Raw genomic sequence first — 21239 nt, forward strand, 5'->3', positions numbered from 1 at the left:
CTTATAAATACAGTAAAATATTTGTAGATTAAACGTTTTATTACACCTTGTTTACTTTTTATCTACTTTATAATAAAAAAAGAACTATTTTTTCTCTTAAAAATTTAGAGAAAAAATAGTTCTTTTTCATTCACTTTATTTCTTAAAGTAAGTCCAACCTTCTTCTTGGTAAATCTTTTCTTCTTTCATCATTTTACCAAGCGCACGCTTAAACGCAGCTTTACTCATATTGAAACGTTCTTTAATGTCTTCTGGGTGGCTCTTATCCCAAAACGGCATTGCTCCGCCTCTTTCTTCCATATATTCATAAATTACTGCAGCATCATCTTCCATTCCTTCTTCTTTACGAGGAAGAAGTGAAATGTTGATTGTACCGTCATCTTTCACGTCAATAATACGACCTGTTACACGTTCACCGATGCGGACTTGTTCTTTTCTTTCTGTATGGTGTAAGAAAGCACGGAAATGCTCATCAGTTAGTATGAATGAACCAACTTGAAGTGAACGATACACACGTCCATTGACGTTTTTATTACGCATAGATGGCGTCGCATCTACGATAATTTCTTGCATATCACTGTCTCTTGCTGGAAGAGCGATTAAACGATCACGATTCGTTAATTTTAACGTACAATATAATTCGTCGCCTACTTCTGGCCATACTGGCATATAAATCGGGAACTCATCAAGTGGAATTAGTATATCTTTTGATACACCAATATCAACAAACACACCTAAACTAGGAATAACTTCTACAACCTTTACCCAATTCCAATCATGTGTTGTAATAATTGGCTCCTTCATTGTTGCTGAAATACGATTTTGGTGATCAAGGTATAAGAATACATCAATTGTATCGCCTTCTGCAATTTCTCCAGCTACTTCGTTTTTATGTAGGAAGATTTCTTCCTCTTCATTCCCAACCATATATCCGATTTCCGTTTCGCGTAAAACAGTTACCTGTTCAATCGATCCTAATTGCAAATACATATTTTTTAATTCCCTTCTCTATATATAAAGTTATCTTTTTTATCATTCCAAACAAAAGTTAATTATAACACGATTTTTCCTTTATTTGTCCAACTGCCCAAAATTCACTATAATAAAGTGAGGTTACATGAATATAAGTATGAAAACACTTAAGTCTAAGCTCGTTTTCAGCTATACTTTAGTATGTACAGTACATAAAAAGATTAGAAATTTATTTGGAGGTGCTAACTATGGCAAAAGATAGTTCTTTTGACATCGTTTCGAAAGTAGAATTACCTGAAGTAACAAACGCAATTAACATCGCATTAAAGGAAATCCAAAACCGATATGACTTTAAAGGAAGTAAAAGTGATATTAAACTAGAAAAAGAAGTACTTGTTTTAACTTCTGACGACGAGTTCAAATTAGACCAAGTAAAAGACGTTTTAATTTCTAAACTTGTAAAACGTAACGTTCCAATTAAAAACTTGGACTATGGAAAAGTGGAAGCTGCGACTGGTAACACTGTTCGCCAACGCGCAACGTTACAACAAGGTATCGATAAAGATAACGCGAAAAAAATTAACAACATCATTAAAGAAATGAAATTAAAAGTGAAAACACAAGTACAAGATGATCAAGTACGTGTTACAGCGAAAAGCCGTGATGACTTACAAGCAGTAATCGCAGCCGTTCGCAGTGCTGACTTACCGATTGACGTACAATTCATTAACTATCGCTAAAAAGAAAACTCCTCTTAATTAGAGGAGTTTTTGTATTTATTAAGAGCAGCACCATATCGCTTTATCAAATGATTTTTTCGGAATATACACTTTATCATTTTCGATTTTGTATTGAATATTATTTTTCTTAAGAACTGCTGTGTCAACAGAATGAATACTATCACCCCACCGAACAAATTCCCTATCGTCACCGATGTCCCCAAAATACAAACTTACAAATACGATAAGAAGACATGAACATAGAGAGAGCAACTTCTTTTTCTGCAAATATCTCACCTCATCTGCGTTTCCTTTTAACCGCAATTAAAAACGCAATAAATAATACGTTCACACCGACGATTAAGGAGATAAATAACCAATTCACACCTGTTTCTTTACTAACAGTATACACATTCGATTCTTCACGCTTTAAAACGAGATAGAACTTCCCGTTTTCTTCTCTTATAATTTCGTCTTCTAACAATCCTCTTAACTGTTGTTTTTCACCAATTGCACTTGCAGGTAAGGAAACTTTTTGTGTTTCTTTCGTATTATTAATTGCTACTAATGTTACTTCATCTTTGTACTTTCGTTTTAATATACTCATTCCATCTTTATCATATAAAAGTTCAAACGTACCACGTCGTAAAGATGGTCTCATTTGTCTAAGTTCGCCAAGCTTTGTTATGTGCTGCATAAACTTTTCATCTGATTTAAAATCCATTAATCGGCGATTATCCGGTACACTTCCTCCATCTAATGCAATTTCAGTTCCGTAATAAAAATTCGGAATTCCTGGTGATATTAATAAATAGGTAAGAGCTAGTTTCAAACGTGATGGCGGATAATACATATTTTCTTTTGCGATACGTGCAAACCTTTTTGTTTCTTGATTATCTAAAAACGTAACAAACTCCCCTTCTTTTTTACTCACACCATATAACGATTTCACCGATACATCCGCTTCGGAAAACGATTCTACTATTTTTTCGTTATATTCACTATCTTCCTTTGTCATAATATGAAAATCTTTCTTTATCACTTGCATATCCTTTTGAACGTCATCCCAGAAAGAACGCGGCTTTTTTTCACTATGTATTACATAACTTCCATCTAAATCGACTTCTTTTACCCACCATTTCATCGAGTCGATTACTTGTTGTTCGTTTTCTCCAAATGGAAATTGAAATACAACTTTCATTCCTTTTTCGTGAGCTTCTTTTACAAGCTCTTTCACATCATTTTCTGTTCCGAAATGTTCATTTACTTTTTGAAAATTTCGCACGTCTAATCCATCATACTGTCCACTTTCAAAAAGCGGCGAAAGCATAACAGTCGTAAAACCCATTTCTTTTATATAATCCAGCCTTTTTATAATCCCTCTTATATCTCCGCCCTGATAACCTTCTAAATTACCAACGTCTAACTGCTTGTCATTTTTCGGTTCTCCATTATTGAAGCGATCAATCATAATCGAATATATGACTTCATCTCGCCACTCTCTTTTTTCATCTGCAAAAGTGTGTATTGGTACAAACAAAACGACAGCTAAACAAAAACAAATGAATAGGTTCCTAGTCCGTATTTTTTCCACACGCATCCCCCAAGTTTTTTAATTGTAAGAATATTATACCAATTATCCAAGCAAATCGCATACGCTGATTTCATTCCTTCAAAAATACATAATGTTAGATTTTCTTACATGATTAATAAAATTTTCTAAAAATTCAGTTGATTTCCACCTCAATTTCGAATATGATATGAAACATAACAAACAATGTAATATTTTCTAACATTACAGGAGGGGATTGAATGAATACGGGAGATACAGTTTTTATGTTTGTAACGACAGTAATGGTCATGTTAATGACACCAGGATTAGCACTTTTTTACGGAGGCATGGTTCGTAGTAAAAATGTATTGAGCACAACGATGCACAGCTACAGCGCAATGGCTATCGTCTCAATTCAGTGGATTGTAATCGGTTATTCTTTATCTTTCGGACCAGATTGGCACGGACTTATAGGCAATCTCGATTGGTTCGGCTTAAACGGAATTACCTACGCACCAAATCCAGACTACTCATCTACTATTCCTCACAATTTATTTATGATGTTCCAACTCATGTTCGCTATTTTAACTCCAGCTTTAATTTCAGGTGCATTCGCTGAAAGAATGCGTTTTTCTGCCTTTCTTATTTTTATTCTTCTATGGACAACACTCGTTTACAATCCCGTCGCTCATTGGGTATGGGGCGTTGGCGGATGGCTAAGAGAACTTGGCGCGTTAGACTTCGCTGGTGGTAATGTCGTTCATATCACTTCTGGCGTTGCCGGTCTTGTATTAGCGATTTTCCTCGGAAAACGAAAAAACATAAACGGTACCTCTCCTCACCATTTACCATTTACGATGTTAGGTGCAGGTTTACTATGGTTCGGGTGGTTCGGTTTTAACGTCGGGAGTGCATTATCATTAAACGACGTCGCTTTAACTGCATTTATTAATACAAATATAGCCGCCGCTGCCTCTGCTCTAACTTGGATGCTATCTGAATGGTTCTTCCAATCGAAACCGACTGCGATGGGAGCTGCTTGCGGGGTTGTTTCCGGTTTAGTCGCAATTACGCCAGCTTGCGGATTCGTTACACCTTTTTCCGCCCTTCTTATCGGAGCAATCGGCGGCGTATTATGTTTCGGTGCTGTCTTCTTCTTGAAAACGAAATTTGGGTACGACGATACACTTGATGCATTCGGATGTCACGGCATCGGAGGAACTTGGGGCGGTATTGCAACTGGACTTTTCGCAACTACTACTGTAAACGGTGATGGCGCTAACGGTCTGTTTTACGGAAACGCAGCTTTACTATTTAAACAACTTGTCGCAATCGGAGCAACATATGCATTCACAATTATAATGACATACGCCATTATTAAAGCGATCAACTACTTCCTCCCTGTTCGGGTAGATGAGCACGAAGAACATATGGGACTTGATATTTCGATGCACGGTGAGAAGGCTTATGAGTATACTGAGCGAGTGAATTAAAAAAGAGATGCAATCTACTACTAGTAGATTGCATCTCTTTTTATTATACTGTCGGTGGTATACCCTAGTTGGTATATTCATGAATATATCAGCGATTATTCGGATATATCGACGTTTCGACACAAAATATCGATTTACCAACAAATTCCGACATGACGAAAACGAAAAACACCCCGTGTAAAGCTTATTTTACACATAAAAAGACGACCGAAAACCGGTCGTCTTTTTCTATTTATTTCGGAGCATTCCCTACATATTGCGTAATATCAACATTTAACGCTTGAGCTAAACGCATACCGTACCCTTGGTCTGCACGGAAGAAGTTACAAACAGCTAATAATTTCGTGCGCTCATTTACGTCTTTTAAGTCGTTTGTTAAGTTTGCAATTAAGTTATCTTGCTCTTCTTTAGAAAATGAACGGTAACGCTCACCTGCTTGTTTGAAGTCATTTGGTTTCTCAATTTTTTCACGAGATACGTAGCCTTCTACTTTCATAGTTGAATCGCGGTAAGTTGGATCTTCAACCGGATTTTCAGCATGACGGCTCGGTTCGTAGTTGATTGTAGATGGGTTTTGATTCATTTGCATCGCACCATCACGTTGTTGATTATGAACAGCTGCATATGGGCAGTTTACAGGAATTTGTAAGTAGTTTGCACCAAGGCGATAACGCTGTGTATCTGGGTAAGAGAATAAACGTCCTTGTAATAATTTATCTTCAGATGGTTCAATACCATTTACAGTTGCACTCGGAGAGAACGCCACTTGTTCTACTTCCGCGAAGAAATTTTTCGGATTACGATTTAACGTCATTGTCCCTACTTCCATTAATGGGAAACGATCTTCTGGCCATACTTTCGTTGGATCTAGTGGATCAAAGTCTAAAGAATCCGTTTCATCTAGTTGCATCACTTGTACGTGTAAATCCCACTTCGGATAATTTCCTTTTTCGATTGCATCGAACAAGTCACGAGTTGCATGGTTGAAGTCTGTTCCTTGTACTTCTTGCACTTCTTTTGCACTTAAGTTACGTACACCTTGCTGTGGTTTCCAGTGATATTTAATATAGACGATTTTACCTTCTGCATTAATCCATTTAAATGAATGGACACCGAACCCTTCCATTTCACGATAACTCGCTGGTGTACCGTAATCAGAAAATACCCACGTCATCATATGTGTAGATTCCGGACTTAACGTCATGAAATCCCAGTAACGATCTGGCGTTTGAATGTTTGTATCAGGTGCTGGTTTTAAAGAATGCACCATATCAGGGAATTTAATTGCATCACGAATGAAGAAGACTGGTAAGTGGTTACCTACGATATCGTAATTTCCTTCTTCTGTATAAAATTTAACAGCGAATCCACGTGGATCACGAGCTGTTTCCGGAGAACCTTGACCATGAATAACCGTTGAGAAACGAACAAATACAGGCGTTTCAGTTCCTTCATTTTGTAAAAATGCGGCTTTCGTATATTGCTTCATGCTGTTTTTCGTTACGAATACACCGTGAGCACCTGCACCACGCGCATGCACAACACGCTCTGGAATACGTTCACGATCAAAATGTGCAAGTTTTTCTACTAAATGGTAGTCCTCTAACAATACCGGCCCACGGCGACCAGCTGTACGAGAGTTTTGGTTATCTCCAACTGGAGCACCTTGGTTTGTTGTTAAGCGATTATTTGGATTCATCTGGGGGATCCTCCTCTTTCTTTCATAGTAATTATTATTTATTTAAAATTATTATAAATTAATTATTATTCAAAACTAAATCTTTGTCAACCATTTCCTTCATTTTTTTGGAAACAATTTCAGCTAAACAATCAATAAATACAGGTTGTGCATTCGGCATATTCGGTCTAAAATATTGGACTTTTAATTTATCCGTTGCAACCTTACATTCATAGTCGTTGTCATATAAAACTTCCAAATGCTCTGCCACAAATCCAACTGGGCAATATATGAAAGATTCATATCCATACTCTTCAAACAAATCTCTCGTTAAATCTTGCACATCCGGTCCAATCCATGGATCTGGAGTATTTCCTGCACTTTGCCAACCAATTGTATAGTGCTTTATGCGTGCTTCTGTAGCAATTAAATCTGCTGTTTGCCGCAATTGCTCTACATATGGATCACCTGCTGCAATAATTTTTTCTGGTAAACTATGCGCTGAAAAAATTACGACTGCTTTTTCTTTATCTTTAACTTTTGTAAACGTTTCTTTTATTTGATCTGCCCAATAGGAAATAAATTTCGGCTCATCGTACCATTGTTCAATAGGTTCAATAACAGGACCACCGATTTCTTTTGAAAGACGAATCGCGCGCTCATTATACGCTTTAATGCTGAATGTAGAGTAATGCGGTGCTAATACGATACTAATCGCATGCTCAATCCCATCTTTCTTCATCTCTTCTACTGCGTCTTCTATAAATGGTGCAATATGTTTTAATCCTAAGTAACAAGTAAATTCATACTCTGTAAATATATTATTCATTGAATCCGTTAATTTATGCGCTTGCTCTTTCGTAATTTTCGCAAGCGGTGATATTCCACCAATTGCTTTATAACGCCCGATTAAATCTTGGAGTGCTTCTTCTGTTGGCTTACGCCCATGACGGATATGTGTATAATACGCTTCTATATCATCCAATGACTCCGGCGTTCCATACGCCATTACGAGTAAACCTATTTTTTTCTTTGTCATCTATTTCACACCTCAATTTTTGAAAATGAGAATCTTTTTCAAGAACATTTGTTTCCAATTATAACAAGCAATAATAAGTACGTCAAAATAATAATTCTAAATAAATATTATTTATAAGGTGGTTTTTAATTTTATATGACAATTTATTTAATAAAAAAAGCGGCTCACGTACGTGTAAGCCGCTTTTCTGCTATTCTTTAATATTTACCCCATACTCTTTAAACCAAACGTGAATTTGCGCTAAATGAGCTAGAAGTTGCGGCCCAGTCATTAATTGACCAAACACCATTTAACTACAACAAAAATAAAAGAGCACAGCGTGTGTATAAAGTGCGACCAACACTCTATATACCGTCCGCCTACTCTAGATAGGCAAACACTTGCTGTACTCTTACGGACTATTTTACAGTACGTAAGGGCTCCTTAGCAACAGTTTGCTTACACTTGGCATTCTGTTGCTTTTTTGTTTCACAAAGGGGCTAATTAATGATGGAAAAGAAAAAAGGAATTACAATTATCGCAGGCAATGAAACATACGAAAACCTAGCAACATTCAAAACAATCGATGAATTAAACAATACTGTTCGTGCATACAAAGAGAAATTCGCAGATCAGTTAAATAAAACTCAATTAGCTGTATTAAATAAATTACACAACTATTCTTCTAAATTCTTTGGTGTATCTTTTAGAACGAAAAAGAACATCGCTGAGGACCTTAATATTAGCCGTAGAACGGTTATTAGAGTATGCCTACACTTAGAGTCTTTAGGTATTATTAAACAGCTAGAAATGAAGCGTAATAGCGATATGAGACAAACAAGTAATGCAATTGTTATTCAACCAATCATTGTGGAAGAACAGGTTGTCACACAAGCATCTATTAAAAATGATAAAAAGTGTCACACCAATAAAACAACTACAAAAACCTTAAAACAAAATATAAAAGATATAAACAAACGTAATAGTAATGAGAATAGCAATACTCCAGAAGATAATATTGAACAAGCTGATTTTGTTGCTCACTGGGTCCCACAACGTTTTGTTTCTTTAACTAGCTCTTTTTACAGTAAATCTAAAACAATTCAAGAACTGTGGAAGGTCGTAAGACAGTGCAATAAAGTTACAGACTTCTCTACAGGTGATAAAGCATTTACTAAAGACCAGGAGCTTACTATTGGCTTAAAAGCTATTAAAGAGTTTGTTATGAAAATTAAGTCCGGCACCAAAATGAATAAGGGTAAATTTGCTTATTTCAATGGTATTGTGAATAACTTAATGGACAAGTTCTACTTTGATAAAGAGTTTATGGGGATGTAATATTTACAGTTATTACGTAAAATTGGTATGATTTACTTATTACTTCAAGGAGGTTATTTCATGAGTTATGATACTGTAGCATCGCTACAACGTATGCAACAATTAGAACAAGCTCAAGCTGCAAACGGGAAACGTATAATGTTAAAGCCAATATACTCTTCTTTAGACACAGCGTTAATTGTTCTTGCAGTTATTCTATTTATTCCAACCTTCACTTTTTCTTTAGTGGCATTTTTAGTTTACTATTATACAAAATTCTTTCTCATGAACACACGATTAGTAAAGAATATAGCTACTGGTGAAAAGTTTTATGTCGATAAACAGGAATTCAAACGATATAAGAAGGATTTTAAGAAGAAGGAAAAACAAGTTAGAAGAATATCTGACTTGTAATAAAAAAAGCCGGCTCAATTTAAGAACCGGCTCTAGTCATTATTTTATTTAAATGAACCCCAACTACTAATACGTTTTCCATTACTAGTCTCACCACTTGCAATATAACCATAACCATCCAAACGTTTTTGACGTAACCAAACATATCCATCTTTTTCATAACCGAATGCATCATACTTTACTTCATCGCCTGCATTCAACGTAGCAATAACAGGAGCATCAGTGAATGGTTTAGTACGAAGTTTAATAGATGCATTTAACGTTAATACACCGTCTTGTTTGGTAAACCAACTAGAATCATATTGACTAGTTGCAATTGTTTCCTCTATTCCAGTAAACCACTCTAAATCCTTATCCCCTTCTAACAGGTTAATATCCACTTTTCCAATACCATCAATAGAACCGTTATCTGTGTATTGCCAGATATCACATGGATAAGAAGGCTTCTTCTGTGGTGTACCATCATTTGTTCCGTATCTTGGTAACCAAATGAAATCGGCTTGTACACTTTGTAAATTGTAATCACCGTACATATGATGAGCTACATAAAATCCCACTTTCCAACCTGCAGCTTTACATGTATCAATGAAAGCTTGTGATGCTTTAGCTAAATCATTAAGATTGCCCTTGCTTTTCATTGACTTTACTGTATCGTCTTCCACATCTAATACAAGGAATTTAGCATTAGGATTTACCCTTGCTAGAAAGTCCTTAGCTTCCACAATTGCATCCGCTACTGATACAAAACATCCATAAGCATATGCAGCATGTGGAATGCAATATCTCTCTAAATTCGCTACATGGTCATTATACAAGTGATCTATTAAATTTGAGCCATATTGCACACGGCAAATAGCCAATTCAATTTGTGGTGCTGCAACTGGCCAATTCATTTTATTGTTCCATTTTGATAAATCTACAATGTGTCTCATTATTGAACATCTCCTTCAAATAGTTTTTGTTTGATTTCTGTTACATCTTTAGAAATAGATCCAAAAGCCTTTGCCTGTTCCTCAATAACTTGTTGGTTTTTATCAATTACTTGTTGATACTTTTCTTCACGCTGCTCATTCTTTTTTTGTGTAGTAAAAAGCATCCACACAAATAACGCTGCGAATGCTCCTTGTTGAATCATTGAATTGAAAATCTGTTCCTCCACTGTTCTCATTCTCCTTTTTATAAAATAAAAAAGCCTGCTAAAGCACGCTTCGTTTTGATTATAAAATCTGTATTTTGATTTGAAATAAAAAACCAGACTATTTAATAGCCTGGTTTTTAGACATATATGTTTTGTAAAAAGCAAATATCATAAGAAGAAAACCGAATATAGTACCATTGGCAACTAACTGTGCTGACATATACAAACCACTGAAGAAGTAAACCGGAAGACATATCAAAATCATTAACGCCACTATACCATGGCTACTTCTCTTGTTATCACGGTAACATTTAAGAACATTAAAGATATTCTTAAAGTAAAAAATCATGAAAATTAGAATTCCTGGAACTCCGAATTTGAATAGGATTGTTAGAAATCCATTATCTATGAAATACCCTTCTTGAACAGGAATGCCAACTGAGTTATACAGCCACATCCCTGAACCTACTCCATAACCTAATAGGTTTTCTTTGATTAACTCAAGTGTGTATTCGTTTGTCATGTTTCTTGTTTGATAAGAGTCAGCTGTACCTGTGGTTATGATTTCACTAAATCGTTCGAACGCAACGAGCAATTTATCTCCTAAAGAAACAAAATTAAGGGCGATGATCGCCAAAACGAAAACACAAGAAAATAATAGCGATACCTTAACCCAACTTCCTAATTGGCGTTTACTAATAACAAACGGTATTAATAAAAATACTAGTAACATATTAACTGCTATAGCCCCCATAAGGGTACGACTTTCTCCCATAATAGAGCTTACCGCCATAAGAGGAATAGTAATCAGTATAAACATATTCCAATAACTATTTAGTACTCGTAATACCAATGCGACCATGAAGATTGGCATACATATAATAAAAATTGAAAGATTACTTACCGCTACTCGTGTACCTTCCGTGTAAAAGCTACCATCGAAAAACTCGTAAAATATTGTCGACTTAAAAAAGTACATAAATACAACTAAACATGATAATAAGAAACAAGAAACAATTGATAATTTCAATAACAATTTCAGAGCGTCTTTTGACTTGTAAAACAAGCATAATGATAATGGATATACAATATAAAACAAATACACTTTAAATTCAGCTACGACAAATGTATTAGACTTGAAAAATCCGATAAGAGTATATATAAAAATAATACTTATAAGTAAACTGTAGTTTACATCGAATTTTATCCCCATACTTTGCTTATCTACAACATATTTCATTATAATCACAGAAAAAATGAAATATAACAACAAAGTAAAGACATCAACATTCACATAGGGAATTTTCAAATTAAAAAATTCATACTTTCCAAATGGAACGATCAATATCCCTGCTAATCCTATACATAAAATAGCTTTCCAATTAACTAAAGATAAAAATAATCCTATTATTACTACTATCCCTAGTAACAAAATTTTAGCGTATAAGGATCCTATTACGCCTAACGATATAATTAACAATGCTATAAATAAGGAAGCTTGCAAATTTATTTTTTTATTTTTTTCTATTAAGTACAATCAGTTTCCCTCCTCGACCTTATAACGTTATCATACAAATATTACAATTGACAATAACTGATTGTAATATTTTGTTTTATTGTAATGTTTTTTGTCAGAGAGGTCTATCAAAACAAGTATAAAATCCATCGTTCTAGGCTCTTTTACAAAATAAAAAGACCAACTTATTTCTGATCTAAAGGTTCAATTTTTGTTAACTCTATTTCAACTTCTGTTTCTCCTAGTTCTTCAGTTGTTGACGGTTCTGTTACTGATGGTTTTTCTGACTCTTTCGGCTCTTCTTTAATTAAACCAACTTGTGCAACTTCATATTTTTGATAAATATTACATCCAATCAAAACTGTGGTTACAGAAGAACTGTTTAATTGTGCATTTAAAAACTTAATATCAAAATCATTATCCACTGGGATTTCTACAGATTGTCCATTTCTTAATAATACTTTCACTTTTTTGGATGCATTATCTACATTTTCTATAGGGACAACAACTCTTTTAACATCAAGACGAGCACTAATAAAGTCACCAATCAATACTGTGTTAAGCTCCCCATTGTTCAGTTGTTCATTAAGTGATACTGGGTTGTAATCGTCTGTTTGAACTGATATTTTTTCACTACCTGTATAAATTTCAATTGTTTTCATTAGAATGTACCTCCTGTACGTGATTGTATAAATAAACGTGAAATAACGTTAGCATTCACTCTTCCGAGCTTGTCCGGTGTAATAGTGATTTCATGCCATTTCCCTCTCTCAATCTTTCCTCCACCATCCTTTGAAAGATAAGGAATAAGATTAACATTTTCTGCTGAAGTAGAATTAATAGGTACCTCATTTCCATCCACTTTAATTGATACTTTACTTGGTTTTTCTGAAAGTTTATAAATACCATGTTTAATCTCGTGTGTATGATCAGGTATTGTAATAGTATGAACATGATCTTTAATTTCCACTGTATGCGTATGATTCGGAATACTAATCTCATGTGTATGATTTGGTATATTAATTTCATGTGCATGATCAGGAATATTCACAGTATGCATATGATTTGGTATATCAAAATTATGTGTATGGGCTGGAATAGATACGCTATGAGAATGAGATGGTATTGTAACACTATGAGCATGTGAAAAATACTCACCAGGTATAACTGTTTCATGCAAATGGTTTCCCCAGTTCTCTGAACCAATACTATTCTCTGGAACACCAGACATAAGATGTAACTCAGCAAACGCTGATGTTGTCGTACTTTGTGTTGTACTACCACCTGCACTACTGGTTTGTGTTGAATTACCGCCACTAGCAGTTGACTTCGCAATACCACCGCCAGAACTAGATGTTTGTGTACTTCCACCACCAGAGCTTGTTGATTTAACCACAGCTCCACCAGCACTTGTAGAATTTACTACAGCACCGCCAGCACTTGTACTTGTCACGATTGCTCCACCAGAGCTTGTTGATTCCACAAGAGCACCACCGTCATGTGTTACCCCACTATATGCACGGAACTCCTCTGTTTCAAAAGTTAAATCTAATGTATTAATATTTACCAAGTCATCAGGTAGATAGAATTTAACAACGGCTGGATTAGCTGGATCACAGTTGTCATTATAAGAGTAATTAAGGATGTTAGAAGCCCCTTGTGAATAGAGTTCATTAATCTGCTGTCTTTTTTCAATATCAGCTTGGGTTGTCCCCAAATCAGCAACCTTATTTTCTAACTTTAATTTCACATCAAGTGGATTACCAGTAACATCACCTTTTGGACGGTCCATCACTCTTAGATCAAGCCATATATCTAAATCTTCATCGAAAAGTCGAACCAACTTTCCTGTCTCAAATTTTTCTATCTTGTATGGATCTATTAATTCATAATCTATAACATCAACTTCATAACTTATCTTCGGCGTACATCTTTTGATTAATAACGACCTAGCAGAATCATAAAGTGATTGTGCATCTTGGAATCGTTTATCGACCCAAATATAATCGAACCCGTCATACAAATCTCGAATAAACCCTGGAGCATCTATATAAGGCACTCCATTATTCACATCTTTTATTGTTAATTGATTAACCCCTTCCCCATAACCATATGGATAAATCCTTGTCATTACATTAGTTGGATCAGTATATCGTTTAATACCCTTCATATTCTTCCTGTACCGAAGTTCCGCAGTCACTTCATCGGTTATTTTCACTAGATTCAATGTCCAAGGATAAGAAGAATCATCCCATGTCCATTGATACCTTTCATCAAATGGTTTAGGAATACTTAATAAAGGTCCAAGTAATGTATTTTCATTTTCCCATGCATAATGAAAATATCGAGTGAATTCGCATTTCCCCATTTTCCAATGTTTAATACGTTGCTTACTTAATAAATATTCGAGAACATCTTTTGTCGTATAATTAGATAATTGATGATAACCAAAAAGCACGCCATCTAACAATGTAGATAAGACGTGCTCACATTCATACGTTATATTTTTTTCATCTGCATCTCGATTTTCCTTGCTATCCATGATACGGAACATCCCTATACGCTTTCCGTTATCAAATATCTCCACATAATCAAATGTTTCAATTTCTTCTCTCTTTGGATCATTGAATGGCAATGAAAAACCCGCCGTCCAAAGTTCATTGAGTGGCGGGTTGTACTTTATTTTATATGCATTTTCAAGATAAGCCTTGAGTTGCATTTTTTTGTTGTAGAGTTTTAACAATGTATCACCTCATTTTATTCATCGAAACTATCAATTAAGCAACTGACAAACTGTAATTTATGATCAAATCTCCTGTGGCTGCTGTTTTATCCCTAAGAATAAAACGAGGTAGGGATGAATCTTTAATTAAAGCTATTTTCCCATCAGTAATTGTTGTAGTGAATTTATCATCGCCGCTTTTCTTTTGTATGACAGATTTTGAAATGGTATACAAAGCATAATTTCCGATACTATCAAATACTTCTAATCTTCCAATCATTTCTGGTAATGTAAAAGCAGCATTATCGAACCCAACGATGTTGATTGCATCATTTCCCGTCGTTCTAATTGTGATTCTTCCACTCATATTGAATTTCTTAGTAACATCAGTTGTACTAGTTACTGAGCTGGCATTTGGCTGTGGTGTTACAACAATTTCCTCATCTAGTCCATACACTCTTTCTACGCTTTTGAAAATCAATTTACTCCCTGAACTTAAAAATAAACGTCCTAAATTATACTTATTTTTGCCTGTATTTCTAACGATTTCTGTATGATTAACAATCACGTCTAAAGAGTTAGCCCCAATTTGAATTGGTATCTGTACAGGAGATCCGTTGATTTGTGTACCTTTATATCCTTTCACTTCGCACGAATCGATACGCAAGTTCACGACATCATTGATGTTAGTTAGACCTGAACAGTTGGTTGTATTTGCTGTACCTGTCACTTCACCGACAACATCATAGTTACCTTTCGTATTATCAATCTTGATGTTGTTGTATTTTAAGTTCTTGAAGCAATATGAATCAGTCGGCATTGCTGAACCATAGTTTACAAATCGAATTGCTTCATAACCAACAATCCCTATATTGTAACCTTTTACGTTATTAAAACTTAAAGTGTTTATAAGTCTTAGATAGTCTTTTTCTAATAATGGAGGAACTCCGACTTCTGGAACTCCTGGGATATCTCCCCAATGAGCGTATTCAAAAATCGAACGTTTTAAATCGTATCCAGTTACGTTATTAAACTCAACATTCTCGACGTATCTTTGTGTTTTAATAACCGAATCTCCAATTCCGTTTCCAAAAAAGACTCCATTATCAACCTTAACATTTTTCGCATTGTAAATTTCAACTAAATACCCTTCTGGTCTAACCTTAGTGGTCATTGAAATATTGTTAAGCTGACATTGATCTGAAACGTTATTAATTTGCAAATCGTATCTTAGGATACCAGAGAACTTGATACCCCATGATTCATACATGCGAATGTTAGAACCAGTAACGTCATAGCAAACACTCATGTAAATTACCCGTTCGCTTGCATAAGTACTAACTATATTTTCGAATGTAATATGCTTACACTTTTCTAAAAGTATTGTATCCGCACCTTTATGAATAATGTAGTTTTCACTTTGTACTTTCGTATTGGTATGAGTAATATTACGGAACGTAATGTCTTCTACGTAAATCTTTTCAGTTGAATCTGGTTTAGAGCCAGTGCAATATAACATTTGTTCCGTATTCATGAAAGTAATATTATCATATAAAAGACCTTTAGACTTACCTTCCACAACAATCCCTCGAGCAAAGCAATCTCCACTAATATTCTTAAAGGACGCGTTTTCAACCGAATTTAATTTAATAGCGATTGTTGCTCGTTTACTACCGTCTTCCATGCCACCAATTGCTTTGAAATTTAAGTTATTAAAGAGAATGTTTTTCGCATTATCCCCTCTAAAAATTGGAGTCAGTGTAGATGAATTATTTGGATATACATTCTCGGTTTCTATATTCAAATCTGATGCTACAAAATTATCATATATACGTAATGCGAAGTTCCCTTTTAGCCGAATAGTAGCTCCATTTCCTTTTATAGTAGGGATGTAAACATCACTCGAACTTTGTAAAACATAAACACCTTTCGGATTCAATTCTAAAATTTTATTTCGCGCTCTAGACATTGTGAAAGCATTCAATATTTTATCTGATTCGTTCGTGCCATCGCCTAAAACCCCATAGTTACTTATGTTTACAGCAATATTCGTGAATTGGGTATCTAATCTATCTTTTAGTGATAAATGGCTATTTCCATTTTCATCTGGTCTTGCTTGCGCTGCTTCTACACTTGAATCTCCTTCAATAACAATTTGATCTAATTGATCTTGTACATTTTGTGCTTTTTGCTTTGCAACTTCAGCTGATTCAACTGCGCTGTTAGATGTATTTACAGCGCCATTCGCTATGTTTACAGCATTATTAGAAATCTTTCCAGCCTCATATGATTTTTTTAACGCTTCGTTTGCATTGCTAATACCCTTATTAATTTTCTCCGTACCTTCTGGTAAGTCATCTGATAATAAAACTAAAGGTGCATCTGCCAACAATCTCACCACCTGTCTATTTATATTTCCCTCTAAAATTAAATGTTATTTTTACGTTCAAATTTGTCCCACCTATTCTTGCTGTATTTTTACCAGGAAAAAGTTCCAGTTTCTCAAGATTTCCCACCGTATTAAATAGATGGTTTTTACCATTTTTTATAACAGTATAAGTTGCAGTATCAATTAATAATTTTTCATTATTTAAATCGCCAAAAGAAAAACTCTCACCATTTATCGTGAGAGTTAAATCTTTAGCAGTCCCTATAATTTCTACAGCAGGGCGAACAACTATTGTCCCTATATTATTAATGATTAAATTTTGCGATACAGTTACATCATATACAGATTGGCCTGATCTATATGAAAAAGGAATCTTGGTTGTAAACGGGATACGAGTCCCCCAAGTTATTTTATCTGTACTTTTTACAACAGAATAAGCGCGTGGATCGTATGCTACCAAAGGTAATACAAACTTCCCATCTTCAGGTAGCCTATCTGGAGTAATTTGTTGTGCTAATTCCACATAATAAAATTTACTTGGATCATAATCACGTATCATCTTAACTTTTCTTGGGTTTCCATATTGATCAAAGAAAAAGTCAGTGAACTTCTCAAACTTACGCTGCATTTCTATATGAAACCTTTCCATAATCATCAATGGATATGCGAAAGGTTTCTCCTTCACTTCAGTTCCAAATGGAATAACACCTTCTATACCAGGAATACTATAAGTCTTACGATCAAAAATAGGTGTAATTGAGTCATCGTATCCTGGCTCACAAATGAAACCAAAGTCTTCTAACCTATATTTATCATCTAATGTAATCATAAAATCACTCCTTGACCACGAGCACTAATTCTATTGTTCTGATTTAGCTGCTTACTCATACCAGGAGCAAGTCTTGTATTCACTTCATCCACATCTAAATAAACATGGACTACCACATCACCATTTGATTGCGGCATGGTATCAGCGATACCTTTACCAATTGCACCAAGTGTTTTCTCATTCAGCGGTAAAACACCCTCCGGTCCAGCTTCACCTGCACCTTGTAAGTTACCACCGTTCATCCCGAAAATAGTCGGACGAGTAAAGATACCACCTTTAGCACGCCACTCTACACCAATACCTGATGGGTATTCAATTTCTTTACCCAAAACATTTTTCGTACTAGTCTGCAGACTAAAGTGTGGCATTTTAGGCATTTCAGGTTTAGGAATTTTCAACTTCAAATCGTTAAAGAATCCCTTAATCTTCCCAATAAATTTTTCTACACTGTCAACTGCATCTTTAATTGGGTCAATAATGAATCGTTTTGCTGCTTCAAATTTTTCTTGTGCTGCATTCTTTACTGAATCAAATTTTTCTTTAGCTGAATTATATAAGTCAGTAAATTTTTGCTTAGCTGAATTGTAAGCCTCTGTTACTGGATCGATAACGTATTTTTTTACTGCATTCCAAGCCGTAAGTGTATAAGATTTTATAGTTTCCCAATTTGCTAATATCCAAGTTTTCAATTCACCAAGTTTTTCTTTTGTCGCATTCCACAATTCTTGAACTGGTTGAATGACATACTGTTTTACCAAATTCCATGCTGCGAGTGTATAAGATTTCACTGTTTCCCACTGTGAATTTAACCAGGAGACAAGATCACCAAGCTGTTCTTTACACCAATTATACGCTTCGGTAATCGGATCAATAATGTACTTACTTATGGCAGCCCAGGCAATTTGTGTACCAGCTTGAATAAGTAGCCAACCAGCTTCTAAAACTGTAGAAATCAATGAAATAATTGGATCTAAAACAGTAAGGATCGTATTCCAAGTATCTTGCCAAGCTTGTACTAATGTCCCCCATAATTCAGAAGCTGTTGTAACTAATGACGACCACCAAGAAGATGCTGTTTCAACAATTCCCGACCATAAATCACTAAAGAACTGACCTATAGGGTCAAAAAATTCATGCATCATTTCTACAAAAGAAGACCAGGCTTCTGAGAAATACTCAACTGTGGAAGACCAAGCATCTTCACAAGTTTGAACTATGCTATCCCACAATTCACCAAACCAATCTTTAAATTCAGACCACTTTTCAGAAAGCCAATCGGTTATGGTACCCCAATTTTTTATAGCCCAAATAACTCCTGCTATTACTGCAGATATCCCAGCGATAATAAGCATAACTGTTCCAATCGTCGTACCTAGTGCTAAACAAGATATAACTACAGCCGCAATAATAGGAGCTAAAAGACCAACTACAGCAGTTAACCCTAGAAAAATAAAAGTAAAATTTTGAATTGGTTCTGGCAATTTAGTAAACCCATCAACTAAGGTTTTAATCCCCTCTACTACCGGAGGTAAAACATCTTTAGCTAGTTCAGCAAGCTTTGCTCCAAGCGGTTCAATGGCTGCTTGCGTTTCACGTAAGGCACTTTGGAATTGTTGACCAAGGGATTCTTCTTGAAGCTTTTTCATTTCATCCATACGACCATTTACATCACCAAGACCACCGTTTACATCGGTAAGCCCTAATACAGCAGCAGCACCCATGTCTTCCCAACGAGTAGCAAACAAGCCAACTCCAATTTGATTTTGCTTAACTTTGTCGTCCATACTTCCCAAATCGCCTATTACAGCTTTGAAAACGTCGGCGGCTGTTGCTTTACCATCGTTAAAAGCTTGCCAAACGTCTTGAGTCTCTTTTGAAAGCCCAGCAAAAGCATCCGCGGTTCCTTTTGAGCCATCTTGTACTTTCTTTCCGAATTCGGCAACTGTGTCATTGATATAATCCAAATTATAAGCACCGTCACGAGTACCATTCGCAAGAATGGTAAACATTTCTTGAGCGCTAAAACCACCTTGTTTAAATAAAGGCGCATACTCTGAAAGATTGTCAAAAAGTTCATCTGAATAATTTAGACCTTCTTGAGCACCTGCAGCAAGTAAATCAAATGTTTCTTGTGTAGATAAACCAAACTGCGACATTAACTGTCCTGCGCCTCTCGTAGCCTCGTTTAAATCAACATCATAAACCTTCGCCAATGTTAAAACATCTTCTGATGCCATTTGCAACTCATCATACGGAACGTCCCTCATATTTTGATAGACTTTAATAAGTGCGGTATCTACCTCTTCAAGACTTTCACCAAACCCCTTTTTCCACACGTCTTTCGAAATCTTACCGAGATTTTCCGCTCCTTTTTGAGTCAATCCTAATGAAGATTGAATTTTACGTTGAGATCTATCAAAATCTATGGCTATATCCATAGCTGCCTTACCAAGTTCAATCAGTTTCTCTGACATCCCTTGCAATACTTCTGTAGCTTCCATCATGTTTTGCAAATCTAACTTCTTACCTAGTTGCTCCATACCATCTGCGGCTTGAGAACCACTTTGCCCAACACTATGCAATGAATTCTCAAACTGCTTCAATGTAGTTTTTGCTTGATTTAATTTCGTTTCAAGCTGTTGTACTTCTGTGGAATTCTCACCATACACACGCTTTGCTGCACTTAATTGTTGTTCTAAGTTGTGGACGACTCTATCAGTCATTTCCATTTGCTGACGTAACTGTTTCTGTGCTAATTCTAACTTATCAGCTTCACTAGCATTCGCTCCTAGTTCGGCATTTTGAAGCTTAAATGAGCTTGTCAGGCGTTTTTGCTCCGCTTCAAGTTGTTTAGTATTAGCTTCAAGTTTTTCCATATCTCCACGTACTTCTCGTGCTTCAATCGCTTGTTCTGAAAGACCTTCATTTACTCTTTTCATTGCATTATTTAAAGATGTCTCGGCACGTTCAGCATCTAGTAATTTACCGTACATTTTATTGAGCTGTTCGGCGGTTGTATTAGTATCCTTAGACATTGCTTCATATTCAGCACGTAACATTGATGTACGTTTCTTAGCTGCTTCCATTTGAATTTCTAATTTTTTCTTTTCAGCTGCTAATTTATCAGTCATTGTGGCATCTTGACCCATTGCCGCAATATGATTCTTGTATTCTTTTGCTGCATTATTCATAACCATGTTAATTTGCTTCAATGTCTGAGCATACTGGACTTGACCATCCATCTTGAAATTAAGAACAACGTTTCTTTCTTTATTCCCTGGCATATTTTCACCTCATTTCTTAATAGAATGGAGTCTGATCTAAATAAACTCTTTGTGGTTTTGCCGCTTTCTCTTCAAGTGCATCAGGATTGTTGTATCTAAGATGCATAATGTATTGCTTTAAAAAATGATTAGGAGTGATTTTCCAAAAGTCATTCATACTCAAACCAAGCAACGTATTACCGACATAAAAATAAAAAT

Annotated in this window: 17 protein-coding genes and 1 pseudogene; 4 read left to right on the top strand and 14 right to left on the bottom strand. The window is 35.4% G+C overall.

The features are described from left to right. Nucleotides 1-135: 135 nt before the first annotated feature. Nucleotides 136-990 (bottom strand): CvfB family protein, encoded by an 855-nt coding sequence (locus JDS95_RS11090; RefSeq protein ID WP_000281280.1) that lies wholly within the window; start codon nt 988-990, stop codon nt 136-138. A 230-nt stretch (nt 991-1220) separates the two neighbouring features. On the opposite strand from JDS95_RS11090, the gene JDS95_RS11095 reads away from it, so the two are divergent. After that, nucleotides 1221-1712 carry a YajQ family cyclic di-GMP-binding protein gene (locus tag JDS95_RS11095; protein WP_001040146.1) on the top strand — a complete coding sequence of 164 codons (492 nt, stop codon included), beginning with the start codon at nt 1221-1223 and terminating at the stop codon, nt 1710-1712. 39 nt (nt 1713-1751) lie between these two features. Here the strand turns inward: JDS95_RS11095 and JDS95_RS11100 are convergent, their stop codons facing one another. Beyond that, on the bottom strand, nt 1752-1979 hold the full coding sequence (locus JDS95_RS11100) for a hypothetical protein (RefSeq protein WP_001169970.1): 228 nt from the start codon (nt 1977-1979) through the stop codon (nt 1752-1754). 10 nt (nt 1980-1989) lie between these two features. After that, complete coding sequence (locus JDS95_RS11105; RefSeq protein WP_307837978.1) at nt 1990-3285, bottom strand: alpha-amylase family glycosyl hydrolase; 1296 nt, start codon at nt 3283-3285, stop codon at nt 1990-1992. Between the two features lie 218 nt (nt 3286-3503). On the opposite strand from JDS95_RS11105, the gene JDS95_RS11110 reads away from it, so the two are divergent. Then, nucleotides 3504-4736 (top strand): ammonium transporter, encoded by a 1233-nt coding sequence (locus JDS95_RS11110; RefSeq protein ID WP_001091654.1) that lies wholly within the window; start codon nt 3504-3506, stop codon nt 4734-4736. Between the two features lie 232 nt (nt 4737-4968). On the opposite strand, the gene katB is transcribed toward JDS95_RS11110, so the two are convergent. The 3 genes and pseudogenes from katB to JDS95_RS32120 form a co-directional block, all read right to left on the bottom strand. Continuing rightward, nucleotides 4969-6435, bottom strand: coding sequence for a catalase KatB (gene katB / locus JDS95_RS11115; protein WP_199690474.1), 1467 nt, complete (start codon nt 6433-6435; stop codon nt 4969-4971). 58 nt (nt 6436-6493) lie between these two features. After that, a complete protein-coding gene (gene hemH, locus JDS95_RS11120) occupies nt 6494-7453 on the bottom strand; it encodes a ferrochelatase (RefSeq protein ID WP_000162614.1) in 960 nt (319 codons plus the stop codon). Between the two features lie 190 nt (nt 7454-7643). Then, nucleotides 7644-7736: pseudogene (locus tag JDS95_RS32120) on the bottom strand (aspartate--ammonia ligase); the annotation flags it as partial. 206 nt (nt 7737-7942) lie between these two features. Between JDS95_RS32120 and JDS95_RS11125 the strand changes: the two are divergent. After that, nucleotides 7943-8770, top strand: coding sequence for a helix-turn-helix domain-containing protein (locus JDS95_RS11125; RefSeq protein WP_199690529.1), 828 nt, complete (start codon nt 7943-7945; stop codon nt 8768-8770). 60 nt (nt 8771-8830) lie between these two features. After that, a complete protein-coding gene (locus JDS95_RS11130) occupies nt 8831-9163 on the top strand; it encodes a hypothetical protein (RefSeq protein ID WP_199690476.1) in 333 nt (110 codons plus the stop codon). A 44-nt stretch (nt 9164-9207) separates the two neighbouring features. On the opposite strand, the gene JDS95_RS11135 is transcribed toward JDS95_RS11130, so the two are convergent. The 8 genes from JDS95_RS11135 to JDS95_RS11170 form a co-directional block, all read right to left on the bottom strand. After that, nucleotides 9208-10095, bottom strand: a complete 888-nt coding sequence (locus tag JDS95_RS11135) for a GH25 family lysozyme (RefSeq protein WP_199690478.1) — start codon at nt 10093-10095, stop codon at nt 9208-9210. Then, nucleotides 10095-10331, bottom strand: coding sequence for a BhlA/UviB family holin-like peptide (locus JDS95_RS11140; protein ID WP_199690480.1), 237 nt, complete (start codon nt 10329-10331; stop codon nt 10095-10097). The genes JDS95_RS11135 and JDS95_RS11140 overlap by 1 nt, the downstream gene beginning before the upstream one ends. Nucleotides 10332-10419: 88 nt before the next feature. Then, nucleotides 10420-11838, bottom strand: coding sequence for an O-antigen ligase family protein (locus JDS95_RS11145; RefSeq protein ID WP_199690482.1), 1419 nt, complete (start codon nt 11836-11838; stop codon nt 10420-10422). Between the two features lie 164 nt (nt 11839-12002). Continuing rightward, nucleotides 12003-12479 (bottom strand): hypothetical protein, encoded by a 477-nt coding sequence (locus tag JDS95_RS11150; protein ID WP_199690484.1) that lies wholly within the window; start codon nt 12477-12479, stop codon nt 12003-12005. Further along, nucleotides 12479-14536, bottom strand: a complete 2058-nt coding sequence (locus JDS95_RS11155) for a phage tail spike protein (RefSeq protein WP_199690530.1) — start codon at nt 14534-14536, stop codon at nt 12479-12481. Before JDS95_RS11155 ends, JDS95_RS11150 begins: the two co-directional genes overlap by 1 nt. Before the next feature lie 58 nt (nt 14537-14594). Continuing rightward, on the bottom strand, nt 14595-16928 hold the full coding sequence (locus JDS95_RS11160; RefSeq protein WP_199690486.1) for a hypothetical protein: 2334 nt from the start codon (nt 16926-16928) through the stop codon (nt 14595-14597). A gap of 16 nt (nt 16929-16944) precedes the next feature. Beyond that, complete coding sequence (locus tag JDS95_RS11165) at nt 16945-17757, bottom strand: phage tail domain-containing protein (protein ID WP_199690488.1); 813 nt, start codon at nt 17755-17757, stop codon at nt 16945-16947. After that, nucleotides 17754-21041 carry a phage tail tape measure protein gene (locus JDS95_RS11170; RefSeq protein WP_199690489.1) on the bottom strand — a complete coding sequence of 1096 codons (3288 nt, stop codon included), beginning with the start codon at nt 21039-21041 and terminating at the stop codon, nt 17754-17756. The genes JDS95_RS11165 and JDS95_RS11170 overlap by 4 nt, the downstream gene beginning before the upstream one ends. Between the last annotated feature and the right edge of the window lie 198 nt (nt 21042-21239).

Source organism: Bacillus cereus group sp. N24, from assembly GCF_016483345.1.
GTDB classification, from domain to species: domain Bacteria; phylum Bacillota; class Bacilli; order Bacillales; family Bacillaceae_G; genus Bacillus_A; species Bacillus_A toyonensis.

Bases quoted from the DNA above. Each gene is read 5' to 3' on its own strand.
- JDS95_RS11090 (WP_000281280.1), bottom strand. From the start codon at position 990: ATGTATTTGCAATTAGGATCGATTGAACAGGTAACTGTTTTACGCGAA.
- JDS95_RS11095 (WP_001040146.1), top strand. From the start codon at position 1,221: ATGGCAAAAGATAGTTCTTTTGACATCGTTTCGAAAGTAGAATTACCT.
- JDS95_RS11110 (WP_001091654.1), top strand. From the start codon at position 3,504: ATGAATACGGGAGATACAGTTTTTATGTTTGTAACGACAGTAATGGTC.
- katB (WP_199690474.1), bottom strand. From the start codon at position 6,435: ATGAATCCAAATAATCGCTTAACAACAAACCAAGGTGCTCCAGTTGGA.
- hemH (WP_000162614.1), bottom strand. From the start codon at position 7,453: ATGACAAAGAAAAAAATAGGTTTACTCGTAATGGCGTATGGAACGCCG.
- JDS95_RS11125 (WP_199690529.1), top strand. From the start codon at position 7,943: ATGGAAAAGAAAAAAGGAATTACAATTATCGCAGGCAATGAAACATAC.
- JDS95_RS11130 (WP_199690476.1), top strand. From the start codon at position 8,831: ATGAGTTATGATACTGTAGCATCGCTACAACGTATGCAACAATTAGAA.
- JDS95_RS11135 (WP_199690478.1), bottom strand. From the start codon at position 10,095: ATGAGACACATTGTAGATTTATCAAAATGGAACAATAAAATGAATTGG.
- JDS95_RS11140 (WP_199690480.1), bottom strand. From the start codon at position 10,331: ATGAGAACAGTGGAGGAACAGATTTTCAATTCAATGATTCAACAAGGA.
- JDS95_RS11150 (WP_199690484.1), bottom strand. From the start codon at position 12,479: ATGAAAACAATTGAAATTTATACAGGTAGTGAAAAAATATCAGTTCAA.
- JDS95_RS11155 (WP_199690530.1), bottom strand. From the start codon at position 14,536: ATGCAACTCAAGGCTTATCTTGAAAATGCATATAAAATAAAGTACAAC.
- JDS95_RS11165 (WP_199690488.1), bottom strand. From the start codon at position 17,757: ATGATTACATTAGATGATAAATATAGGTTAGAAGACTTTGGTTTCATT.
- JDS95_RS11170 (WP_199690489.1), bottom strand. From the start codon at position 21,041: ATGCCAGGGAATAAAGAAAGAAACGTTGTTCTTAATTTCAAGATGGAT.